This is a genomic window from Collinsella sp. AF33-16 (assembly GCF_003475325.1).
Lineage (GTDB): Bacteria > Actinomycetota > Coriobacteriia > Coriobacteriales > Coriobacteriaceae > Collinsella.
This window is the reverse complement of the sequence record NZ_QRQC01000010.1, coordinates 1-18,384: the sequence shown is the minus strand read 5'-3', so window position 1 is coordinate 18,384 and position 18,384 is coordinate 1. Positions and strand designations below refer to the sequence as shown.

General features: G+C 59.9%; 16 protein-coding genes. All 16 read right to left on the bottom strand.

Annotated features, from left to right (window positions below):
- Nucleotide 1 precedes the first annotated feature (1 nt).
- The 16 genes from pstC to DWZ52_RS04885 all read right to left on the bottom strand — a co-directional run bounded on the left by pstC (nt 2) and on the right by DWZ52_RS04885 (nt 18,262).
- Nucleotides 2–928: a phosphate ABC transporter permease subunit PstC gene (gene pstC / locus DWZ52_RS04960; RefSeq protein WP_117757006.1), complete on the bottom strand. Its 927-nt coding sequence runs from the start codon at nt 926–928 to the stop codon at nt 2–4.
- A 1-nt stretch (nt 929) separates the two neighbouring features.
- Nucleotides 930–1,766: a phosphate ABC transporter substrate-binding protein gene (locus DWZ52_RS04955; protein WP_118385040.1), complete on the bottom strand. Its 837-nt coding sequence runs from the start codon at nt 1,764–1,766 to the stop codon at nt 930–932.
- Nucleotides 1,763–2,563: a polyphenol oxidase family protein gene (locus DWZ52_RS04950; RefSeq protein WP_117776689.1), complete on the bottom strand. Its 801-nt coding sequence runs from the start codon at nt 2,561–2,563 to the stop codon at nt 1,763–1,765. The genes DWZ52_RS04955 and DWZ52_RS04950 overlap by 4 nt, the downstream gene beginning before the upstream one ends.
- Nucleotides 2,564–2,773: 210 nt before the next feature.
- The gene (ftsZ, locus tag DWZ52_RS04945) at nt 2,774–3,928 is read right to left on the bottom strand and encodes a cell division protein FtsZ (RefSeq protein ID WP_055251674.1); all 1,155 of its coding nucleotides are present in this window, start codon (nt 3,926–3,928) and stop codon (nt 2,774–2,776) included.
- 199 nt (nt 3,929–4,127) lie between these two features.
- Entirely contained in the window at nt 4,128–4,916 is a 789-nt protein-coding gene (locus DWZ52_RS04940) for a cell division protein FtsQ/DivIB (RefSeq protein WP_231501570.1), read from the bottom strand.
- Between the two features lie 424 nt (nt 4,917–5,340).
- Complete coding sequence (murB, locus tag DWZ52_RS04935) at nt 5,341–6,252, bottom strand: UDP-N-acetylmuramate dehydrogenase (RefSeq protein ID WP_117776688.1); 912 nt, start codon at nt 6,250–6,252, stop codon at nt 5,341–5,343.
- A gap of 5 nt (nt 6,253–6,257) precedes the next feature.
- Nucleotides 6,258–7,676, bottom strand: coding sequence for a UDP-N-acetylmuramate--L-alanine ligase (gene murC / locus DWZ52_RS04930; RefSeq protein WP_117636008.1), 1,419 nt, complete (start codon nt 7,674–7,676; stop codon nt 6,258–6,260).
- A gap of 97 nt (nt 7,677–7,773) precedes the next feature.
- Nucleotides 7,774–8,889, bottom strand: a complete 1,116-nt coding sequence (murG, locus tag DWZ52_RS04925; protein ID WP_117776687.1) for an undecaprenyldiphospho-muramoylpentapeptide beta-N-acetylglucosaminyltransferase — start codon at nt 8,887–8,889, stop codon at nt 7,774–7,776.
- The gene (gene ftsW, locus DWZ52_RS04920; RefSeq protein WP_117647216.1) at nt 8,879–10,372 is read right to left on the bottom strand and encodes a putative lipid II flippase FtsW; all 1,494 of its coding nucleotides are present in this window, start codon (nt 10,370–10,372) and stop codon (nt 8,879–8,881) included. Before ftsW ends, murG begins: the two co-directional genes overlap by 11 nt.
- 36 nt (nt 10,373–10,408) lie before the next feature.
- Nucleotides 10,409–11,815 carry a UDP-N-acetylmuramoyl-L-alanine--D-glutamate ligase gene (murD, locus tag DWZ52_RS04915; protein WP_118385039.1) on the bottom strand — a complete coding sequence of 469 codons (1,407 nt, stop codon included), beginning with the start codon at nt 11,813–11,815 and terminating at the stop codon, nt 10,409–10,411.
- 9 nt (nt 11,816–11,824) lie between these two features.
- Complete coding sequence (gene mraY / locus DWZ52_RS04910) at nt 11,825–12,844, bottom strand: phospho-N-acetylmuramoyl-pentapeptide-transferase (RefSeq protein WP_118385038.1); 1,020 nt, start codon at nt 12,842–12,844, stop codon at nt 11,825–11,827.
- Between the two features lie 3 nt (nt 12,845–12,847).
- Complete coding sequence (gene murF / locus DWZ52_RS04905) at nt 12,848–14,272, bottom strand: UDP-N-acetylmuramoyl-tripeptide--D-alanyl-D-alanine ligase (RefSeq protein WP_118385037.1); 1,425 nt, start codon at nt 14,270–14,272, stop codon at nt 12,848–12,850.
- A 125-nt stretch (nt 14,273–14,397) separates the two neighbouring features.
- A complete protein-coding gene (locus DWZ52_RS04900; RefSeq protein ID WP_369831529.1) occupies nt 14,398–16,098 on the bottom strand; it encodes a peptidoglycan D,D-transpeptidase FtsI family protein in 1,701 nt (566 codons plus the stop codon).
- A gap of 182 nt (nt 16,099–16,280) precedes the next feature.
- Nucleotides 16,281–16,751 (bottom strand): hypothetical protein, encoded by a 471-nt coding sequence (locus DWZ52_RS04895; protein WP_118385036.1) that lies wholly within the window; start codon nt 16,749–16,751, stop codon nt 16,281–16,283.
- A 90-nt stretch (nt 16,752–16,841) separates the two neighbouring features.
- The gene (gene rsmH, locus DWZ52_RS04890) at nt 16,842–17,807 is read right to left on the bottom strand and encodes a 16S rRNA (cytosine(1402)-N(4))-methyltransferase RsmH (protein ID WP_117636014.1); all 966 of its coding nucleotides are present in this window, start codon (nt 17,805–17,807) and stop codon (nt 16,842–16,844) included.
- 20 nt (nt 17,808–17,827) lie between these two features.
- Nucleotides 17,828–18,262, bottom strand: coding sequence for a division/cell wall cluster transcriptional repressor MraZ (locus DWZ52_RS04885; RefSeq protein WP_035137949.1), 435 nt, complete (start codon nt 18,260–18,262; stop codon nt 17,828–17,830).
- Between the last annotated feature and the right edge of the window lie 122 nt (nt 18,263–18,384).

The window sequence follows — 18,384 nt, the reverse complement described above, 5'->3', positions numbered from 1 at the left end:
CCTACCCCCTCTTCTTCTTGGAAATCAGACGGACGATGCCCACCAGCGTGGCGGAAATGATAAACAGGACCACGCCCATGCCGAACAGCGCCGAGCGATGCAGACCCGAGGAATAGCTCATGTCGAGCGCAATCTGGCTCGTGAGCGTCGAGATGGGACTCGCAATGCTGTCGGGAATAACCGGGGCGTTACCCACGACCATGAGCACGGCCATGGTCTCGCCGATGGCACGGCCCATACCCAGCACGATGGCATCCACGATACCCAGCTTGGCGGCAGGTAACACGACCTTATAGATGGTCTGCCACTTGGTGGCGCCCATGGCATACGATGCCTCGCGAATGCCCATGGGAATGGAATTGAGGGCATCGATGGTGAGCGTGGTGATGGTAGGGACGATCATGATGGCAAGCACGAACCACGCCGTCAGCGCACCAAAACCAAGACCACCGGTCAGCTGCGCGATAAATGGACGGATGATGATCATGCCAAAGAAGCCATAGATGATAGAAGGGATGCCGGCCAACAGGTCAACGGCAGGGCTGATGAGCTTGCGCACGCGCTTGCTGGCGATCTCGACCAGATACACGGCCGTGCCCACGCCTAGGGGCACACCCATGGCGAGCGCACCGACGGTCACCAGACCCGAGCCGGCAAGCAGCGACACGATGCCGTAGTGACCCTCAGAGGGCGCCCACGTAAAGCTAAAGAAGTCCGCCAGACCGATGTCGGTAAAGACGGGCAGCGCCGAGTACGTGGTAAAGACAAAAATCAGGATGACGGTAACGACCGCCAAGAACGCGCAGGCAAAGAAGATCCACTGCAGCGCCTTCTCCTTGATATAGGTACTGCGCGATACGAGCGCCAGCTCGCGCTTCTTGGGCGTCTGAACATTCCGCTCAGTCTGGGAGTTTTCCTGTGCTTCCATGCTACTCACTCCCCTTCTCGTCGTTGGTGACGGGGATAAAGCCCGCCTCGCGAATCTGCTTGTCCATCTTTTCGGACGTCACGTAGTCGATGTAATCCTGCGCCTGTTGCGAAGGCGCACCCTTCACAAAGAAGTAAAGGTCGCGTGAGATGGGATAGCCGCCGCTCGCGACCGTCTTCTCGGACGCCTCAACATGATTGACCGAGACGGCCTTGACCGAGGTCTTGGCGTTGAGGCTATCGACGAAGCCCAGCGAAATGTAGCCGATGGCACCGCGCGAACGAGATACCACGTCTCGCACCTGGCCCGTACCCGAAAGAACGGCCGAGCGGCGATCGAACGGCGTGCCGTCCATCACGATGGTGCGGAAGGCCTCACGCGTGCCAGACGCCTCGTCTCGGTTGATGACCTGAATCTTCAGGTCCTCGCCACCGACCTCTTTCCAATTGGTAATCTTGCCGGCGTAGATATCGCGGAGCTGCTCGGTCGAGAGGTTATCGATGGGGTTGTCGTCGTTCACGATGACCGCGATACCGTCGTGGGCAATGACGATGGGAGTCAGGCCCAGATCTTGTTCGTCGGCATTGAGTCCACGGGAGGAGCTGGCGATATCAGCCGTGCCGGCGCTGACGGCCTCGATGCCGGCGGAAGAACCCAAACCGGAAACGAGCACGTCGATGCCGGTCTCTTCCTTAAAGCCCTCGGCCGCAATTTCGGCGATAGGAAGGCAGGTCGTGGAGCCGGCCACAGTAATGGAAGAGGTAGAAGATCCCGAAGAACAGGCGCACAGCGTAAGCGTAAGCACAGCGGCGCTCAGGACCGATACGATCTTTCTCATAGCATCACGCCGATCGCAGCATGGCGCCCACAGGTGCCGTCCTCGTTACGGTAGGAATAAAAGCGGTCGTTCTGACGCACAGTCGAAAGCTGGGTATCCACGATATTATCCGCGTCCACACCGGCATCTACCAGCGCCTCACAAATGGCAGCGGAAAGATCGAGCATGCGAGAGATGCTCGCATCGATGCAAGAGAACTCGACGGCAAAGCGATCCATGAGTTCCTGGGATACCTCATATTCGTCAGCCAAGATATGGGGGCCGATATAGGCGGAAACGTCGCTCGCATCGCAGCCGGCAGCATCGCAAAGCGCCTGGCACGCCTTGGCAGAAATACGTGCAATCGTGCCCTTCCAACCGGAGTGCACCACGGCAAATCCGCCAGGGGCCACCAGCACCACGGGAACGCAGTCGGCAAAGCAGAGCAGCACGGGCACGTCATGGGCCGTACAGACGATGGCATCGCAGCCCTCGGCAATCTGCTCGCGAACAGCCTCAAGATCGTCGGCGCCGTTCGAAGTCACCGTAACGATATGGTCACCATGTACCTGATTGGGCACGAGCAGATTATGCTCGCACTCAGTGGCGCCCATCGCTTCGAGCGCTCGACGACGATTTTCTTGAACAGCAAAGGGGTCATCGCCTACATGCGAGCCCAGGTTGAGCGAGGAGTACGCATCTTCAGAAACGCCACCGGTGCGCTCGGTAAAGGCAAAGCGGACATCGGATGTCGCGCCCTCCACCAACGTAACTCCATCATGGTCGACACGCGAAACGTTGTCCGCACGTGCTGCCATACTAAAGCCTCCTAATAACACAAGTACCGCGGCGTCGCCGCGCAGTCCGCGTTTATACGGCTGTCATACTTCCTTAAAAGGATACCCGCAGCGGTAGGGACCAAACGTAAAGGGAACGTAAGGAGATTGGAGGCTTTCGTTTACAAACGAGAAACAAAACGGGGTGCATCCAAATGGACACACCCCGTGCAGGTCGTTGAGAAAAACGAACTAGAAGCTACCGCGCTTCAGGAAGTCGGGAAGCTCGAACTGGTCGTTGCCAAAGTTGGGCAGCTCGGTACCACCGACGTTGCGGGTCGGAGCGGCCTGAGCCGGGCTCGCAGCCGGAGCGGTGCGCTGCGGCTCAGCGGAGGCAGCGGCCTTGCTCTGAGACTGCTGAGCAGCAAAGAGCTCATCCTGACGGTTGACGTTGGAGTCGGAGAAGCCCGTAGCGATGACGGTGATACGCACCTGATCGCCCAGGGACTCGTCGACAACGGTACCGAAGATGATGTTGGCCTCGGGGTCGACGGCGTTGGCGACAACGTCGGCGGCGTCGCTGATCTCCTGGATGCCCAGGTCCTTGGAACCGGCGATGGAGAGCAGCACGCGCGTGGCACCATCGATGGAGCTCTCGAGCAGCGGGCTGGAGATGGCCTGCTGGGCAGCGTCGACGGCACGAGTATCCCCAGAAGAGGTACCGATACCCATCATGGCGGTACCGGCCTGCTTCATGATGGTCTTAACATCGGCGAAGTCCAGGTTGATGATACCGGGGACGGTGATGAGGTCGGTGATGCCCTGGGTGCCCTGGGAAAGGACGCCATCGGCAATCGCGAAGGCCTCGAGCATGGTGGTCTTCTTCTCGGCGATGTCGAGCAGCTTATCGTTAGGAATGACGATCATGGTGTCGACGCAATCGGAGAGGGTCTTGATGCCCTCCTCGGCGCTCTTCTTACGCTTGCGGCCCTCGAAGGTGAAGGGCTTGGTCACGACGGCGACGGTCAGTGCGCCGACCTCGTTCATCGCGATATCGGCAACGATGGGAGCAGCGCCGGTACCGGTGCCACCGCCCTCACCGCAGGTGATAAACACCATGTCGGCGCCAGCGAGCGCCTCGGCAATGTCGTCGCGGGACTCATCGGCAGCCTTGCGGCCAACCTCGGGGTTGGCGCCGGCGCCCAGGCCGCGGGTGAGGTCGGTGCCGATGTGCACCTTGATATCGGCATCAGAGATCGCGAGTGCCTGAGCATCGGTGTTGATGGCAACAAACTCGACGCCGCGGATGCCCTCTTCGATCATTCGATTGACCGCGTTGGTACCGCCGCCGCCGACGCCGACCACCTTAATGACGGCAAGGTAGTTGTTGATCTCTGTCTCGTGCATGTCGGTCCTCCGAACAAAGGTTATAGCCATAGCATGGGTCGACCCCTGCGCACATTAACCTTCAGGTTGAAAGTAAATGCAAAGGTAAACCGTATTATGTTTGCACATTATGAACGTATCAGTCAAATAATTGACCGTGAAAACCAAACAAACCAGATAAACGGCGTGGTATGGCCCCTCAACAAAGCATCAACCAGCGCTACGAGGTCGGAGCATTCCTAAATGTGTAGTTGCCCGGAGAGCGCACATTGATATACGTTACGCCCTCTACCTGCGAAAGCAACTTGGTGACTACGCGTTCCTTCTTGGCGATATCGTCCGAATCGCCCAGCGACACCTCAATGCCGTTATTGAGGTTTGCCGAGATGGCTTCGACCGAAGGCGTGGAAATATCCTTGACTTGTCCCAAGAACTCGCTCGAAAAACCACGCACATAATCCAGGCCGGCCTTAACGGCTTTGGAGTTCACCGCCTGGCCGGAAACCGGAGCGACATCCGCCGAGACATCAGTCAACAACACCGCGCCATAATGCTTGGCGAGCGCCAGCGCGGCATCGATTCCGGTCAAGGTATTTGAGCCCTGCCCTGTCGTGATAACGTTGCCCTGGTCGTCCACTTCGACCGACGTCGACAGCGGGGCGATCCAGGTGTCATCGTCTCCGATAGCCCAGGCAAGGTCGTCGGAGCTGATATATGCAATGGCGATAACTTTACGCTCCGTCGGCGTGATGATAAGCGTATGGGGAAACTGGCGCTGGACATCCACGCCCGAGACCCACGGGTTCTGCTTGAGATCCTCGGTAATCTGGTCGGGATCGACGTTAAAAAGCGACGTTCCCTCGGGCAAGTCGATCAGCTGGATAGCATCGTGCTTCGTCACATGCTCGCTGCCTTGAATCTGAATATCAGTGGCAGTAAACAATCCAGAGTTGATCACCACGATGGCAACGACGACGAGCACGGCCAAGACGGCCAGAACGCCGCCCACGATTTTGCCTTTGCCTGTAACGACAGAAGCGGCGTCTGATGTTTTATTTGCCATCGCTCCAAGTGAAGATAACGGGTTGAAACCTTTTTTACTCGAAGGCTTCTTAGCGGTAGCCGGCACCGATGTCAGCGAGCGCGGTTTCGATGCGCCCAGCGTGCGACCTGGACGCGCCGCCTTAGTCCCCGTCGAGGGCTTGGGAGTTGCTATGGGACGGGCAGGCTTGGCGCCCATAACAGGCTTTGACGTCACCGAGGGACGCGAGGACTTTTTTGCGGTCGGACGATTACCGAGCTGCGAGCCGACGACCGGTCGACTGGTCTGTCGAGCATGCCCGACAGACTTAGAGTGCGCGACGGTATTGCGTTGAGGTTTGGCAGGCGCGCCGGAACGCCCTCCGGCGCGGCGGAAGGTGGGTTTCGATGCTCTAGAAGCCGAGGAATTTAACTTCCGGTCTGAGCTCGATGCCATACGCCTCCCTCACCTTTCCGTGCACATGTCTGATAACCGCGGCAACGTCATCGGCCGAGGCAGTTCCGTTATTAACGATAAAATTAGCGTGAACGGGCGAAACTTCCGCGCCGCCAATCGAAAAACCCTTTAATCCACAATCCTCGATAAGCTTGCCCACACTCGCATCGGGCGGGTTGCGAAAGACAGACCCGCAGGATGCGCGACCCATGGGCTGCGTACGCTTGCGCCTCGTCAGGTACCGCTCCATGCGCTCGCGAATGTCGGCCTTGGGCGCCGGTTTAAGCTTGAGCACGCACTCGAGGATGATCTCATTGCGGGGAAGGCCACATTCGCGGTAGCCCCAAGTGATCTCGGACCCCGCATAATGCTTGATACCGGATGCCGGGTCAAACGTTACGACATCCTCAACCAGCGAGCCAATCCACTCGGTCCGCGTGCCGGCATTCATAGATATCGCACCGCCGACCGAACCAGGAATGCCAACGGCAAACTCAAGGCCCGAGAGGCTACGCGACAGGGCATCGTTGACCAGGCGCGCAAACATCACGCCCGCACCGACCGTCAGCGTACAACCGTCATCGGCAACAACCGTGCGCTGGAACTCACGTCCGAGCGAAATGACGGCACCGCGATAACCGCCATCGGCAACCAGCAGATTGGAGCCCTTGCCGATGATGACCCACGGCACCTGCTCGCGATCGAGCACCGCCACGGCGCGGCGGAGGGCATGATAGCTATGGCACGTCACAAAGAGGTCGGCCTTGCCGCCGATACGATAGCTCGTATGACGCGCAAGGCGCTCGTCCTCGATCACATCCGTGTCGATCATGCCCGAGAGCGCCATGACGGCGTTAAACAGACCCATTAGACTTAAGCGTCTTTCTTGGCAGTCAGATACTCAATGAACTCGGGACCGACGGTCGTAACGTCGCCGGCACCCATGGTGAGCAGCAGGTCGCCCTCGCCCACCATCTGCTCGAGCTCCTGATTGAGCTCAAGACGGCTGGAGCAGTACACGACCTCCTTGCCAGGATGCTTGGCGCGCACGGTATCGGCGAGCATCTTAGAGGTGACACCCGGAATGGGCATCTCGCCAGCCGAGAACACATCAATCAGCAGCAGTTTATCGGCATTGGCAAATGCATCGGCAAAGTCGTCGCACAGGGCCTGCAGGCGCGAATAGCGGTGCGGCTGGAACACGACGTCGACGTGCTTGTAGCCCAGCGACGAAGCGGCAGCAAGCGTAGCCTTGATCTCGGTGGGGTGATGGCCGTAATCATCGACCACGGTGATGCCATCGATATCGCCCACGTGGGTAAAGCGACGGCGGACGCCCTCAAAGCTCGAGAGCGCCTTGGCGGCGGCGTCGATGTCAAGGCCCAGGACATGGGCGACGGTGAGCACCGCCGTGGCGTTGAGCATGTTGTGGCGACCGGGATTGCTCTTGATCTCCACAGCGCGCTCAGTGCCGTCCTCAAAGCGAACGATAAAGTCACTCTGGATGCCCTTGACATCCGGGTGCATGCAGACGATGTCGTTGCTCTCGGCAAAGCCGTAGGAAAGCACATGACGGCCCGTCGACTTGGCGAGCTCGACCAGATGCGGGTCCTCACCGCAGACGATGACGGTGCCGTCCTCGCCCACCAGGCTCATGAATTTGGCGAAAGTTGCCTCGATCTCCTCGATACCCGAGTAGTGATCGAGGTGGTCGGCCTCGACGTTGGTCACAATGACTACGTTGGGGTTCAGGAACAGGAAGGAGCTGTCGGACTCGTCGGCCTCGGCGACAAAGTAGTCGCCCGAGCCGTTCTTGCCGTTCGTGTCATAGCCCTCGACGATGCCACCGATCAGGAAGCTCGGATCCAGACCCATGCGGTCGAGCATGGTGGCACACATCGAAGACGTGGTGGTCTTGCCATGCGTGCCGGCAACAGCGACGGTGGTGTAGCCGTGGCCCAAAGCAGAGAGCATCTTGGCACGGGGCCACACGGGAATACCAAGCTCGCGAGCGCGCACGAGTTCAGGGTTGGATTCCGGAATAGCGGTGGAGACAACAACCACGTCGGGCTTAACCTCGTCGATCGTGGCGGCCTCATGGCCCACATGCACCTTCACACCAGCGCGGGTAAGCTGGCGGATATAACGTGACGTCTTAAGGTCGGAGCCGGTAACGGCATAACCGCGCTCGTGCAGAACGAGGGCGATGCCGCTCATGCCGGCGCCGCCGATACCGATAAAGTGGGCGCTCTTAAACTCGGGCGCGGAGGTTGCAGTCTGGGAATCAGCCATGTGCTCGTGTACTCCTTGCGTAAACACTGCCTGTAACCCGTTAACTGTACCGCACCTACCGCATCAGCGCGAGGGCGACCGAAGATATCCCGTCTAACTAACGCAAACCCTCTACCGCATCCGCCAGAAGAGCGGCGGCTCTATCCTGAGCCAGACCACGCGCCGCCTGACGCATGGCGTCGCGCGCCGCCGCGTCATCGACCAGGTGCAGCAGCTCATCGGCAAAGGCAGAACCGTCGATATCGGCATCGGCGCAGAGCACGCCGGCCCCGGCGTCGACCAGATAACGAGCATTGGTGGTTTGGTGGTCGGCCGTCGCATGCGGATACGGCACGAGCACCGAGGGCACGGCGAGCGCAGCGATCTCGGCCACGCTCGATGCACCCGAACGCGAGAGCACCAAATCGGCAGCAGCCAGCATATCGCCCATGTTGTCGATGTAAGGCTGGACGCGGTAACGCTTCGCCTCCTCGGGCGTCAGCGCCAAAGCGTGCTCGGTCTCCTCAAAGCCGTCGGCACCCGTCGAATGCAACACATAGAGGTTCTTGCGCGAAAGCAGTTCGTTTTTGAGCGAAGTCACGCGCTCGTTGAGGTGCTGGGCGCCAAGTGAACCGCCAAAGACGAGCAGCAGCGTAGCGTCCTCGGGAACGCCAAGTGCCTTGCGGCCACGAGCGCGATCGCCCTCGATCACCGAGCGACGTACGGGGTTGCCGGTCATGAGCACGTGGTCAGGGTCACCTTCGCGCTCAAAGACCGAACGCGCTGCCGGCACCGAGATGCACACGCGGGCGGCGTGGGAGTTCATCATCTTGTTGGCCAGGCCCGGAACAGAGTTCTGCTCATGCAGCAGATACGGAACGCCTGCGCCCTTGCACCACCCAAGCAGCGGAACCTCGACATAGGCACCAAAACCGATGGCGGCATCGGGCTTGCCGACCTTTGAGAAATGATTGGCGAGCGCACGCTTGGCCTTATTGACACGCCACAGGGAGGTCAGCGCCGTCCAAGGACGGGAGCGGTCGAAGCCCGTGACCGTAATGGGTACAAAATCAAACCCAGCCTCGGGGACCAAACGACCCTCGAGCTTGCGCGACTGGCCCACGAACACAACGTGGTGGCCACGGTCACGCAGTTCTTCGGCCAAGGCGAGCGCGGGGTTGATGTGTCCTGCCGTGCCGCCGGCTGCAATAGCAACGGTCATCTTATCGGTCATGGTAGTCCCTTCGTACACGCGGTCCCTGGTCGTCGGTGCGCAGACGCGCCGACGGGTCCGAGTTCAAATCGATTCGATTATATCCGCCGCCCGCGTTGCGAGGGCTGGGGCGCTGCGGACGACCTTGCGGAGCCGTTCGCGAGCGTGGACGAGCTGCCGGCTCGGATGCAGAACCATCCAGAACGGTAAAGCCGCTACGCGAAGGTCGTTCACCGCGCACATGGGCCACGCCGGCGGTGCTCTCGTCCATAACGGCAAAGCTCTCACGGCGGCGGTCATACTCATCGCGGCGGGCGCTCTCGTACGAAACGCGCAGGATCAACCCGGCAAGCATAAGCGACACAATAATCGACGAACCGCCGTAGCTAATAAACGGCAACGGTTTGCCCGTCATGGGAAACACGTTGAGGATGCCCAGCGCGTTAATCAAAAACTGCACCGCGAGAATAACCGCGGAGCCAGACGCCATAAGCGCGCCCCGACGATCGGTCGCCTGCTCGGCAATGCGAAACGCCGAGTAGATCAGCATCGCAAACACCAAGAAGAACAGCACGGTTCCGACAAAGCCGACTTCCTCGCCAATGATGGCCAGGATGTAGTCATTGTGCGCCTCGGGCAGATACGAGTACTTCATGGTTGAGTTGCCGATGCCACGGCCGAACAGACCGCCCGAGGCAAAGGCCATGATGGCAAGCGTGGCCTGATAGCCGTCACCATACTCGTCAGCCCAAGGGTTCAAGGCAACCTGAATACGCACCATACGGTACGGCTCTGCGACAAGTGCAATCACGATCACGAGAATGCCGAAGATTAGCACGCCGATGATAAATCTGGGGTCGAGACCCGCAAACAACGCCATGCACATGAGGGTCAACAGGATGATCAGGACAGTACCGAAATCGGGCTGGATAAAGATCAGAAAGAGCGAAATACCCAGGTAGATGCCCATCTTGCGAAGGAATTCGTTGATGTTGCCACCGGGCGAAAAGAAGCGATCAAGCATGATGGCCGAATACGCAATGGCAAATGGCTTTAAAAACTCGGAAGGCTGGAACTGAATACCGGCGATGTTGAGCCAGCGCGTGGCGCCACGGCTGCCGCTGCCCACCAAGAACACCAGAAACAGTAGCCCTATCATGCCGATAAGGAAGATCCTAAGCACATCCTCCCCAAACCAGCTGTCCGGCAAAACGCGCACGATGGCAATCAGCGCCAGAACACCAACCACGGCAAACGCGGCCTGTCGACCCAGGAAAAACGTCGCCGAGCCATTCTCGTGCAGCGCCTCGACCGAAGACGCCGAGTACACCATCAGCAGACCAAAGCACACCAAAGTAAACAGGCAGGCCATAAATATCAGACGGGGGCGCATGATGCGGGCGGGAACGCCGGCAATATAGCGTTCGCTAAACGACTGCCCGCCGCGACCGGAACGCGGTGTGCTACGCCGCGAGGAAGCACGGTCCGAGTCGGGCCTCCTCATACCTTGTCGGGGGCTCTCCTCTCTCACCGGCAACCCCTATTCCATTTGCGATTTCGCTGCAGCGGCAAGCTGAGCCACGTAGTCCTTAAACACGCGGCCGCGCTCCTCATAGCCCGAGAACTCATCGAACGAAGAGCAGGCAGGAGAAAGTAAGATCACGTCGCCACGGCTCGACAGCGAACGGGCAACGTCCACGGCATCGCGTAGGTCATCCGCTTGGGCGATATCCACATCGCCATCGACATCGGCCTCGTCCATAGCGGCGGTAAAGCGCTCGCGCGCATCGCCAAAGCAGACGACCGAGCGCACGTTATCCATAACGACGCGCGCGAAGTCCGTGAGCGGCGTGCCCTTATCGTGGCCGCCGAGCAGCAAGATCACGTTGTCATCGGGAAATGCCGTCAGTGCCTTCTCGACCGCGTCGGTGTTGGTCGCCTTGGAATCGTTGACGTAGCGCACTCCGTCAATCTCGCCGCACGGCTCCACGCGGTGCTCGAGCGGCTGGAACGAGGCCAGACCGCGGCAAATGCCCTCGGGATTGGCACCGACGGCCAGGACAGCCGTGGCAGCGCACAGGGCATTGGTAACATTATGATGGCCCGAGATCTTGAGCTCGGATGTAGCGATGAGCGGGGTCTCGACGCCCTTCAGGCGCACGATCATCTTGCCATCGCGCACAAAGGCGACATCCTCACCCTCTGGCTCGTCAAAGGCAACCTTGCAGATGCGACGACCCGGCGTGTAGATGTACTCATCGAACTCGTGAATGCCGGCGTCTTCGACGTCGACGACCACCAGATCGTCATCGACCATATTGTCAAACAGTTTGATCTTGGCAAGCGCATAGTTCTTATGGCTCTTATGCCAGCCCAAGTGGTCGGGAGTGATGTTGAGCAGCACCGCCACGCGAGGGTGGAGCTCGGTGGTCGTAGCAATCTGATAGCTCGAGAGCTCAGCCACAAACCACTCGTTGTGGGCTCGGCCGTCAATCTCGTTGATAGGCGGCTCACCGATGTTGCCGACAGCTACACTGGCCTCACCGGAAGCCTTGAGCAGATAATCGGTCAGCGACGTGGTGGTCGTCTTGCCGTTGGTGCCCGTGATGGCAATCCAGTTATCGGGCGACAGGCGATAGGCAAACTCGGGCTCACCCATAATCTGGGCGGCATGCTCGCGCCCGGCCTTAAAGAAGCCCGAGAACTCCGAGATGCCCGGGCACGTCACGCATACGTCATAGGCGCCCTCGACCTGTTCGGTCCCATAGACAAACGACGCACCGGCAGCCTCGAGCGCACGCGTGGCGTCATTGGGCTCAGAGGTGCCGCCGCCATACACGGTAACGGCGCTTACGCGCTCTGGATGTGCCAGCGCCCAGCGGGCGACATCGAGACCGGATTTGCCCTGACCCAAAACGAGCAGGCTAAAGACATCAGCAAGAGGCATGAAAGACCACTATCCCAACTGGAAGAACAGGGCAAGGCCAACGGCACCAAATGCCACAGCGATAATCCAAAAACGGATGACGACCTTGGTCTCGGCCCAACCCTTCTTTTCGAAATGATGATGGATGGGCGCCATAAGGAAGACGCGCTTGTGCGTAAAGTGGAAGTAGACAACCTGAATCATGACCGACAGGGTCTCAACGATAAACAGGCCACCGATGATGAGGGAGACGACCTCGGTGTTAGTCATGATGGACGTACAGGCAAACGCGGCGCCCAGAGCAAGCGAGCCGGTATCACCCATAAAGATGCTCGCCGGATAGCAGTTGAACCACAGAAAGCCCAGGCAGGCACCGGCACACGCGGTGCAGAAGATGGACAGGTTCACGTCTCCGTGCAAAAACGCCATGGCAGCCATGGCGAGCATGGCGATCATGGAGATGCCGCCAGCAAGACCGTCAAGGCCATCGGTCAAGTTCACGGCATTAGAAAGACCGGCAATCATCAGCCAGCAAAAGACAATATAGAGCCACGGGAACGAATAGCCGCAGATGGTAGTCGAAAGCACGCCAAGGTCAATCGTCAACCCACCGGGAAAACGAATCTCGGGGGCGACGCCGCACCAGTTGACGGCAAGCACCGTAAAGGTGACACAGATAATGGTTAGGCCGATCATCTTGGCATGCGGCGTCAGACCGAGCGAGCGCCCATGCGTAACGGAGGTCAGATCGTCGATCAGGCCCAGCACGCCGGTCGCCAGCGTGGCGAGCAGCACGAGCACGAGCTCGGTGGTGAGCTTGCCCATCAGCAGGCAGGTCAGCGAGATCGCGACGAGGATGACAACGCCACCCATGGTGGGCGTTCCCTGCTTAACCAAATGACGCTTGGGGCCGTCGGCACGAACCTGCTGGCCGATACCCTCGACCTTGAGCAGCTTAATCCACCACGGCATGAGCAGCAGCGCAATGGCTGCGGCGATGCCAAGCCCCAAAAAAGCCTGATACGTTGGATACGAGGGATTGCCGAACATGGGCTAGCACACACCTTCCACAAAGCGGTCGAGCTCAACAAAGCGGGAACCCTTGACCAGTACAACATCATGTTTTTCAAGCGCGCCGCCCATGCGGTCGAGCACCTGCTGATAATCGGAGAACACCTGGATGCGGTCCTCGTCCATGCCCATCATGCGCGCGGCATCGGCCATAAGCTGGGCCAGCTCACCACCCACGCACGCCAGCATGTCGAGCTTCTTGGCGGCGGCATAGGCGCCCACGAGCTCATGCATGCGAGGAGCCTCATCGCCCATCTCGCCCATCTCGCCCAGGATCGCCATGCGAGACCCCGTGCATGAAAGCGAGCACAGCAGATCGAGGCCGGCTGCCATCGATTCGGCGCTGGCGTTATAGGAATCGTCGATGATGCGTGCACCGCTCTTGGCGCGCTTGATCTCCTGGCGGTGCCCGGTGATCGTAAGACCCCTAAAGGCAGCATCGATCTGCTCGGGCGTCACGCCCAGGCGATAGGCAACCGCGGCGGCCTTAACGGCATTAGGAACGGACTGCACGCCGGGGATGGCAAGCATGGTATCGATTGTCTCGCCCTGACCAAAATCGAGCGTAAAGACCGGACGGCCCTCGTCATCAACGCGAACGTCGCGGGCGCGGACCTCATCATCGTCAGAGACACCGGCCAGCATCACGTCGATGCCAGCAGGCTGGGCGAACGTATCGCGAATGAACGGCGTAAAGTCGTCCTCGCCGCCCAAAACCAGCAGCGGCAAATAGTCGCCGGCGGCGCACATGCCCTGGACAATCTCGGACTTGGCGCGGGCGATGTTCTCGCGGCTGCCCAAAATACCGATATGAGAGGTGCCGATCTTGCTCACGATGGCAAAGTTGGGATTGGCGGACTGGGAAAGGCGCTCGATCTCGTGGAAATGGTTCATGCCCATCTCGAGCACCAAGACCTCGGTATCGGCCGGAGCGGAAAGCACCGTGAGCGGCATGCCGATCAGGTTATTGAAATTGCCCTTGGTGGCCCAGACACGATAGCGCTTGGCGAGAACAGCGGCGAGCACGTCCTTGGTCGTCGTCTTGCCGATGGAACCGGTAATGCCAACGACCAGGCAGCCAAGCTCCAGGCGATACGCGTGCGCCAGGCGCAACAAGAACTCCTCGGGGTCGTCGGTCAGTAAGATGGCGCAGCCCTTGTCCTGCGCCAGCGAAACCAGCTCGGCATCGGGCTCGCGCGTCATCACGACGGCACCGGCACCCGACTCGATGGCACGGGAGGCAAAATCATTGCCGTCGACCTTTTCGCCGGGGAAGGCGACAAAGATCGTCCCCTCCTCGACCTGACGCGAGTCGATAACGCACCCGCGGCATACCCGATCGGCTTCTTCCGTCACGGTTCGGGCCCCCGTTGAGGCCGCGAGGTTGTTGACGGCGATCTCTATCATTGCAGCTCCCCTGTAAACCTAATAATGCTATCGGCGTATTGTATCCCAGTGCCATGCGCGCGTGGTGCAGGGCATGTGAACACCCTTCAGATCAAACGGCAGACTACGCTCAAGATTGTAACCCCCTACTTCGTGCGCGGGATGCCCAGCACGTCGAGCGCGTTGGCCATAATGGACTGGAACGGCACCGCAGCGGCATCTGAGCCGCTCGGCGTTCCGTCGAGCGTGATATAGCACAGCACCTTGGGTGATTGTGCCGGCGCAAAGCCCATAAAGGACGACATGTAGTTCTCCTTGAGGTAGCCGCCGTTCTCGTCGGCACGTTCGGCCGTACCGGTCTTACCCGCCACGTCATAGCCGTCAACCGCGCCGCCAACGCCCGTTCCCTCGGACACGACCGTCTGCATGCACGATGTCACCTGCGATGCGGCATCCTCCGAAATCGCGCGCTCACCTTCGCCCCAGTCCTTCTCGTCGCCTTTGCTGGACTTATAGAAGTGCGGGGTCATCATCACGCCGCCGTTGGCGATGCCGCCCACGGCACGTGCGATCTCAATCGGCGAGACAGACAGCGCCTGTCCAAAGCTCATCGAGCCCAGCGTGGCGCCGTCATACTGGTCACGCTCCTTGACGATGCCCAGGCTCTCGCCCGGAAAATCGACACCCGAGCTGTGACCGATGCCCCACTTGTCCACATAGGCGGCAAAGTCATCGGCACCGATCTTGCGCCCCACCAGGACAAAGCCCACGTTGGACGAACGGCGCATCATCTCGCGCACATCCATGGTCATGGCATAGTCGCGCTTGTCGGCATCGGTGACGGTATCGTCGCCCACCTTGATGCTCGCCGGCACCTCAAACGACGTGCTCGATCGCACGACGCCCAAGTCGAAGCCGGCGCCCGCCACGAGTGTCTTAAAGACCGAGCCGGGCTCGTAGGCGTCGGTGACCAGGCGCAGGTTCATATCCTCGGTCTTGGCGTTTTCCAGATCGGTCTGGTCGTAGGTCGGATACGAGCAGGCGGCGAGAATTTCACCGGTCGTGGGGTCGGTGACCAAAGCCGAGCCGTTCTTGGCCTTTGTCTTCTCGACAGCCTCTGCTAGGGCATCCTCGGCCGCACGCTGGATATTGACATCGAGCGTCGTCACGATATCAACGCCGTCGACCGCAGCCACCTTTTTATAGGCACCGCCCGCGATATAGCTGCCGTCCCTCGCGCGCTCGCGTACAAGAGAACCGTTCGTGCCGGTTAGAAGCTTGTTGTATTGCTTTTCGAGACCAGTCAAGCCGTCGTTGTCTACATTCACTACACCCAGCACCTGCGATGCCAGATTGCCGTATGGATATACGCGCTTCATGGCCTGCTCAAAAAGCACGCCGGGCAGGTTCTTCTTCTCCAGCGCCACAGCATCGTCTTCGTCCACCTGGCGCTTGATATACACCCAGGTTCCATCGGACTCAACGAGCTTGCGGCAGGTCTTTTTATCGATTCCAGTTGCCTTGACCAGCGCCGACACCGTCTTGTCAACATCCTCGACAAGCTGCGGGTTCACAGCGATGTTGCGACATTCGACCGACGACGCCAGCACGTTACCGTTGCGGTCGTAGATGGTGCCACGTTTGGCATAGAGGGTCTGCGCAAGCAGGCGACGCGCATCGGCACGCTCGCGCAGTTTATCGGCTTCGACAATTTGATAGTCGGCAAGGCGAAAGACGCCCAAGCCCAAGCCAAGCCCAATGAAGCCCATGACGGCTTTGCGGCGAGGCAGAGGCGTGCCTGTGAGCCATTCGGTCGACGAACTCTTGCGCGACCTGGTGTTATGCACTTGGGGGCCGCCCGAGCCGCAAAGTCGCGACGCCGGGTCGTTGCCACGGGACTGCCCGGCGTTGTAAGATGGCCGACCCGTTCCTTGATAACCAGAACGTCCCCGCGATGAGGGACGTCCAGAACCGCGACCCCCGTCGGAGCCGCGGCGATAGTCATTTGTCATACTCAGCTACCGTCTTGTTACTGAGCGGTCGCGGTCGAGCTAGCGCCCGCGGCTGCATCCTGCGAAAAATCAAGTGTAACGCTCTCGCTGGGCTCCACCATGCCATAAGCGCCCGCAAGGTCGCGAATGCGTGTGTCGGCACCATAGACCGAATGCATGACCTCCAGGTCGGAGCTCTCATCGGTCGCCTTCTCGAGCGTGTTGGTAAGCGCGGCGTTGCTGTTGAGCACCTGAGCCGTAACGCCGGCGAGCGCCACACGGGCGACGCCGATCGTCATGAAGATGGCCGCAATGATGCAAAACGTTTTAAGAACGCTCATGAAAACCGGGCTTACCGCCTGGTTTGCCTGACGGCCCGCGCCCGTGTAGACATCAAAGCGCGGCGTGCGCTGCTCGCGGGGAGCAGCGGGAGCCTGCGGTGCCTCACGATAGGCGGGCATGGCGTTCATATCATAGGCGAGTGCTGCGTTTGAGGTGTTGTAGCCCATGATATGCCGCCTCCCATCCCGAGTACGTTGGTAGTGTGTTTAAGCTTCGTTTGTGGTACGAGCGGGAGGTCCAATATCGCGCGGTCGCGTCTACAGACGCTGCGCCACGCGGATCTTGGCTGATCTCGCCCGAGGGTTGCGCGCAACCTCATCGGGTTGGGCAACCAGGGGTTTGCGGGTGATGACCTTGAGTATCGGCACGTTGCCGCACACGCACACCGGAATCTCCGGCGGACACGTGCACCCCTGGCTCATCTCCTTAAAGTGGTTCTTTACGATACGGTCCTCGAGCGAGTGATACGAGATGACGCAGATGCGTCCGCCCGGGTTGAGCCACCTTGTGGCGGCGTCAAGCCCTCGCTCGAGCACATCGAGTTCGTGATTGACCTCGATGCGAATGGCCTGGAAACTTTTCTTGGCTGGGTGTCCGCCATGCCGACGGGCGGCAGCGGGGATACCAGCCTTGATGATCTCGACAAACTGACCGGTGGTTTCGATCGGTTCATGCTCGCGGCGGCGCACGATCTCACGCGCGATCTGCGAGGCGAACTTCTCTTCGCCGTAGACGCGTAGAATCCGGGCGAGGTCGTGTTCGTTATAGGTGTTGATGACCTCAGCTGCGTTTAAGGTGTTGTTACCCGGATCCATCCGCATGTCCAATGGGGCGTCCTCGTTGTACGAAAAGCCCCTGCCAGGGATATCGAGTTGCGGCGACGAAACGCCCAAGTCGAACAGGAAGCCATCGACCCCGGGCACCTCGGCCGAGCAAAGCAGCTCGTCCAAGTCGCCGAAGTTGCCCTTCAGCAGCTGGTGCGGTACGCCGGGAACCTCGCGGTCCAGACGGGCGCCAGCGGCCTCGAGGGCCATGTCATCCTGATCGACGCCGAGCAAAAGGCCGGTCTCCCCCACCTGCGCGGCCATCTTTACCGAATGGCCGGCACCGCCAAGGGTGCAGTCGCAGACGACGGAGCCGCTCTTGAGCTGCAGCGACTCAAGCACTTCGCCGAGCATGACAGGTTCATGCCGATATTCTTGTGTCAAGATCCCACGCTCCATCCGTTACTCGTGCCTTGCCCTTACGAGAAGAAGAGGTCCAGCAGGGCCTCGTCATCATCGTCCTCATCGGCCGTAGCGCGGTCCCAAACCTCAAGGTGGTCGTAGTTGCCCACAACCGTGACCTCGCGGTCGAGGTTCGCCTGCTTGCGGAGAGACTCAGAAAGACCGATACGACCCGCGCTGTCCACATCCATCGACGTGGTGCGCTTGTTGATCGCCCTCATGAGCTTCTGGTCGTTGATGTCGCGCGGGTTAAAACCCTCGTGGCCCTCACGACCCGCGAAGAGTCCTTCGACCCACTTATCGAAGGCCTCGGCAGAGAACACGTACAGAGCATCGACATCCAGGGCTTTAAACACGCGAACGTGCTCTCCAAGCTCCTCACGAAGGGGTGCAGGCAGGGATAGACGACCTTTTGCATCGAGATTGCGCTCGTATGCACCCGTCATTCCCATGTGCGCCCTCCCCTCGGTTACTCAGATGGCACGTACGCGGGGAACCACCCCGCCTGTCGACGTCATCAATAATATGGGGAACCGCCCCATTTTTCAACACCTTTCCCCACCCCTTCCCCCAC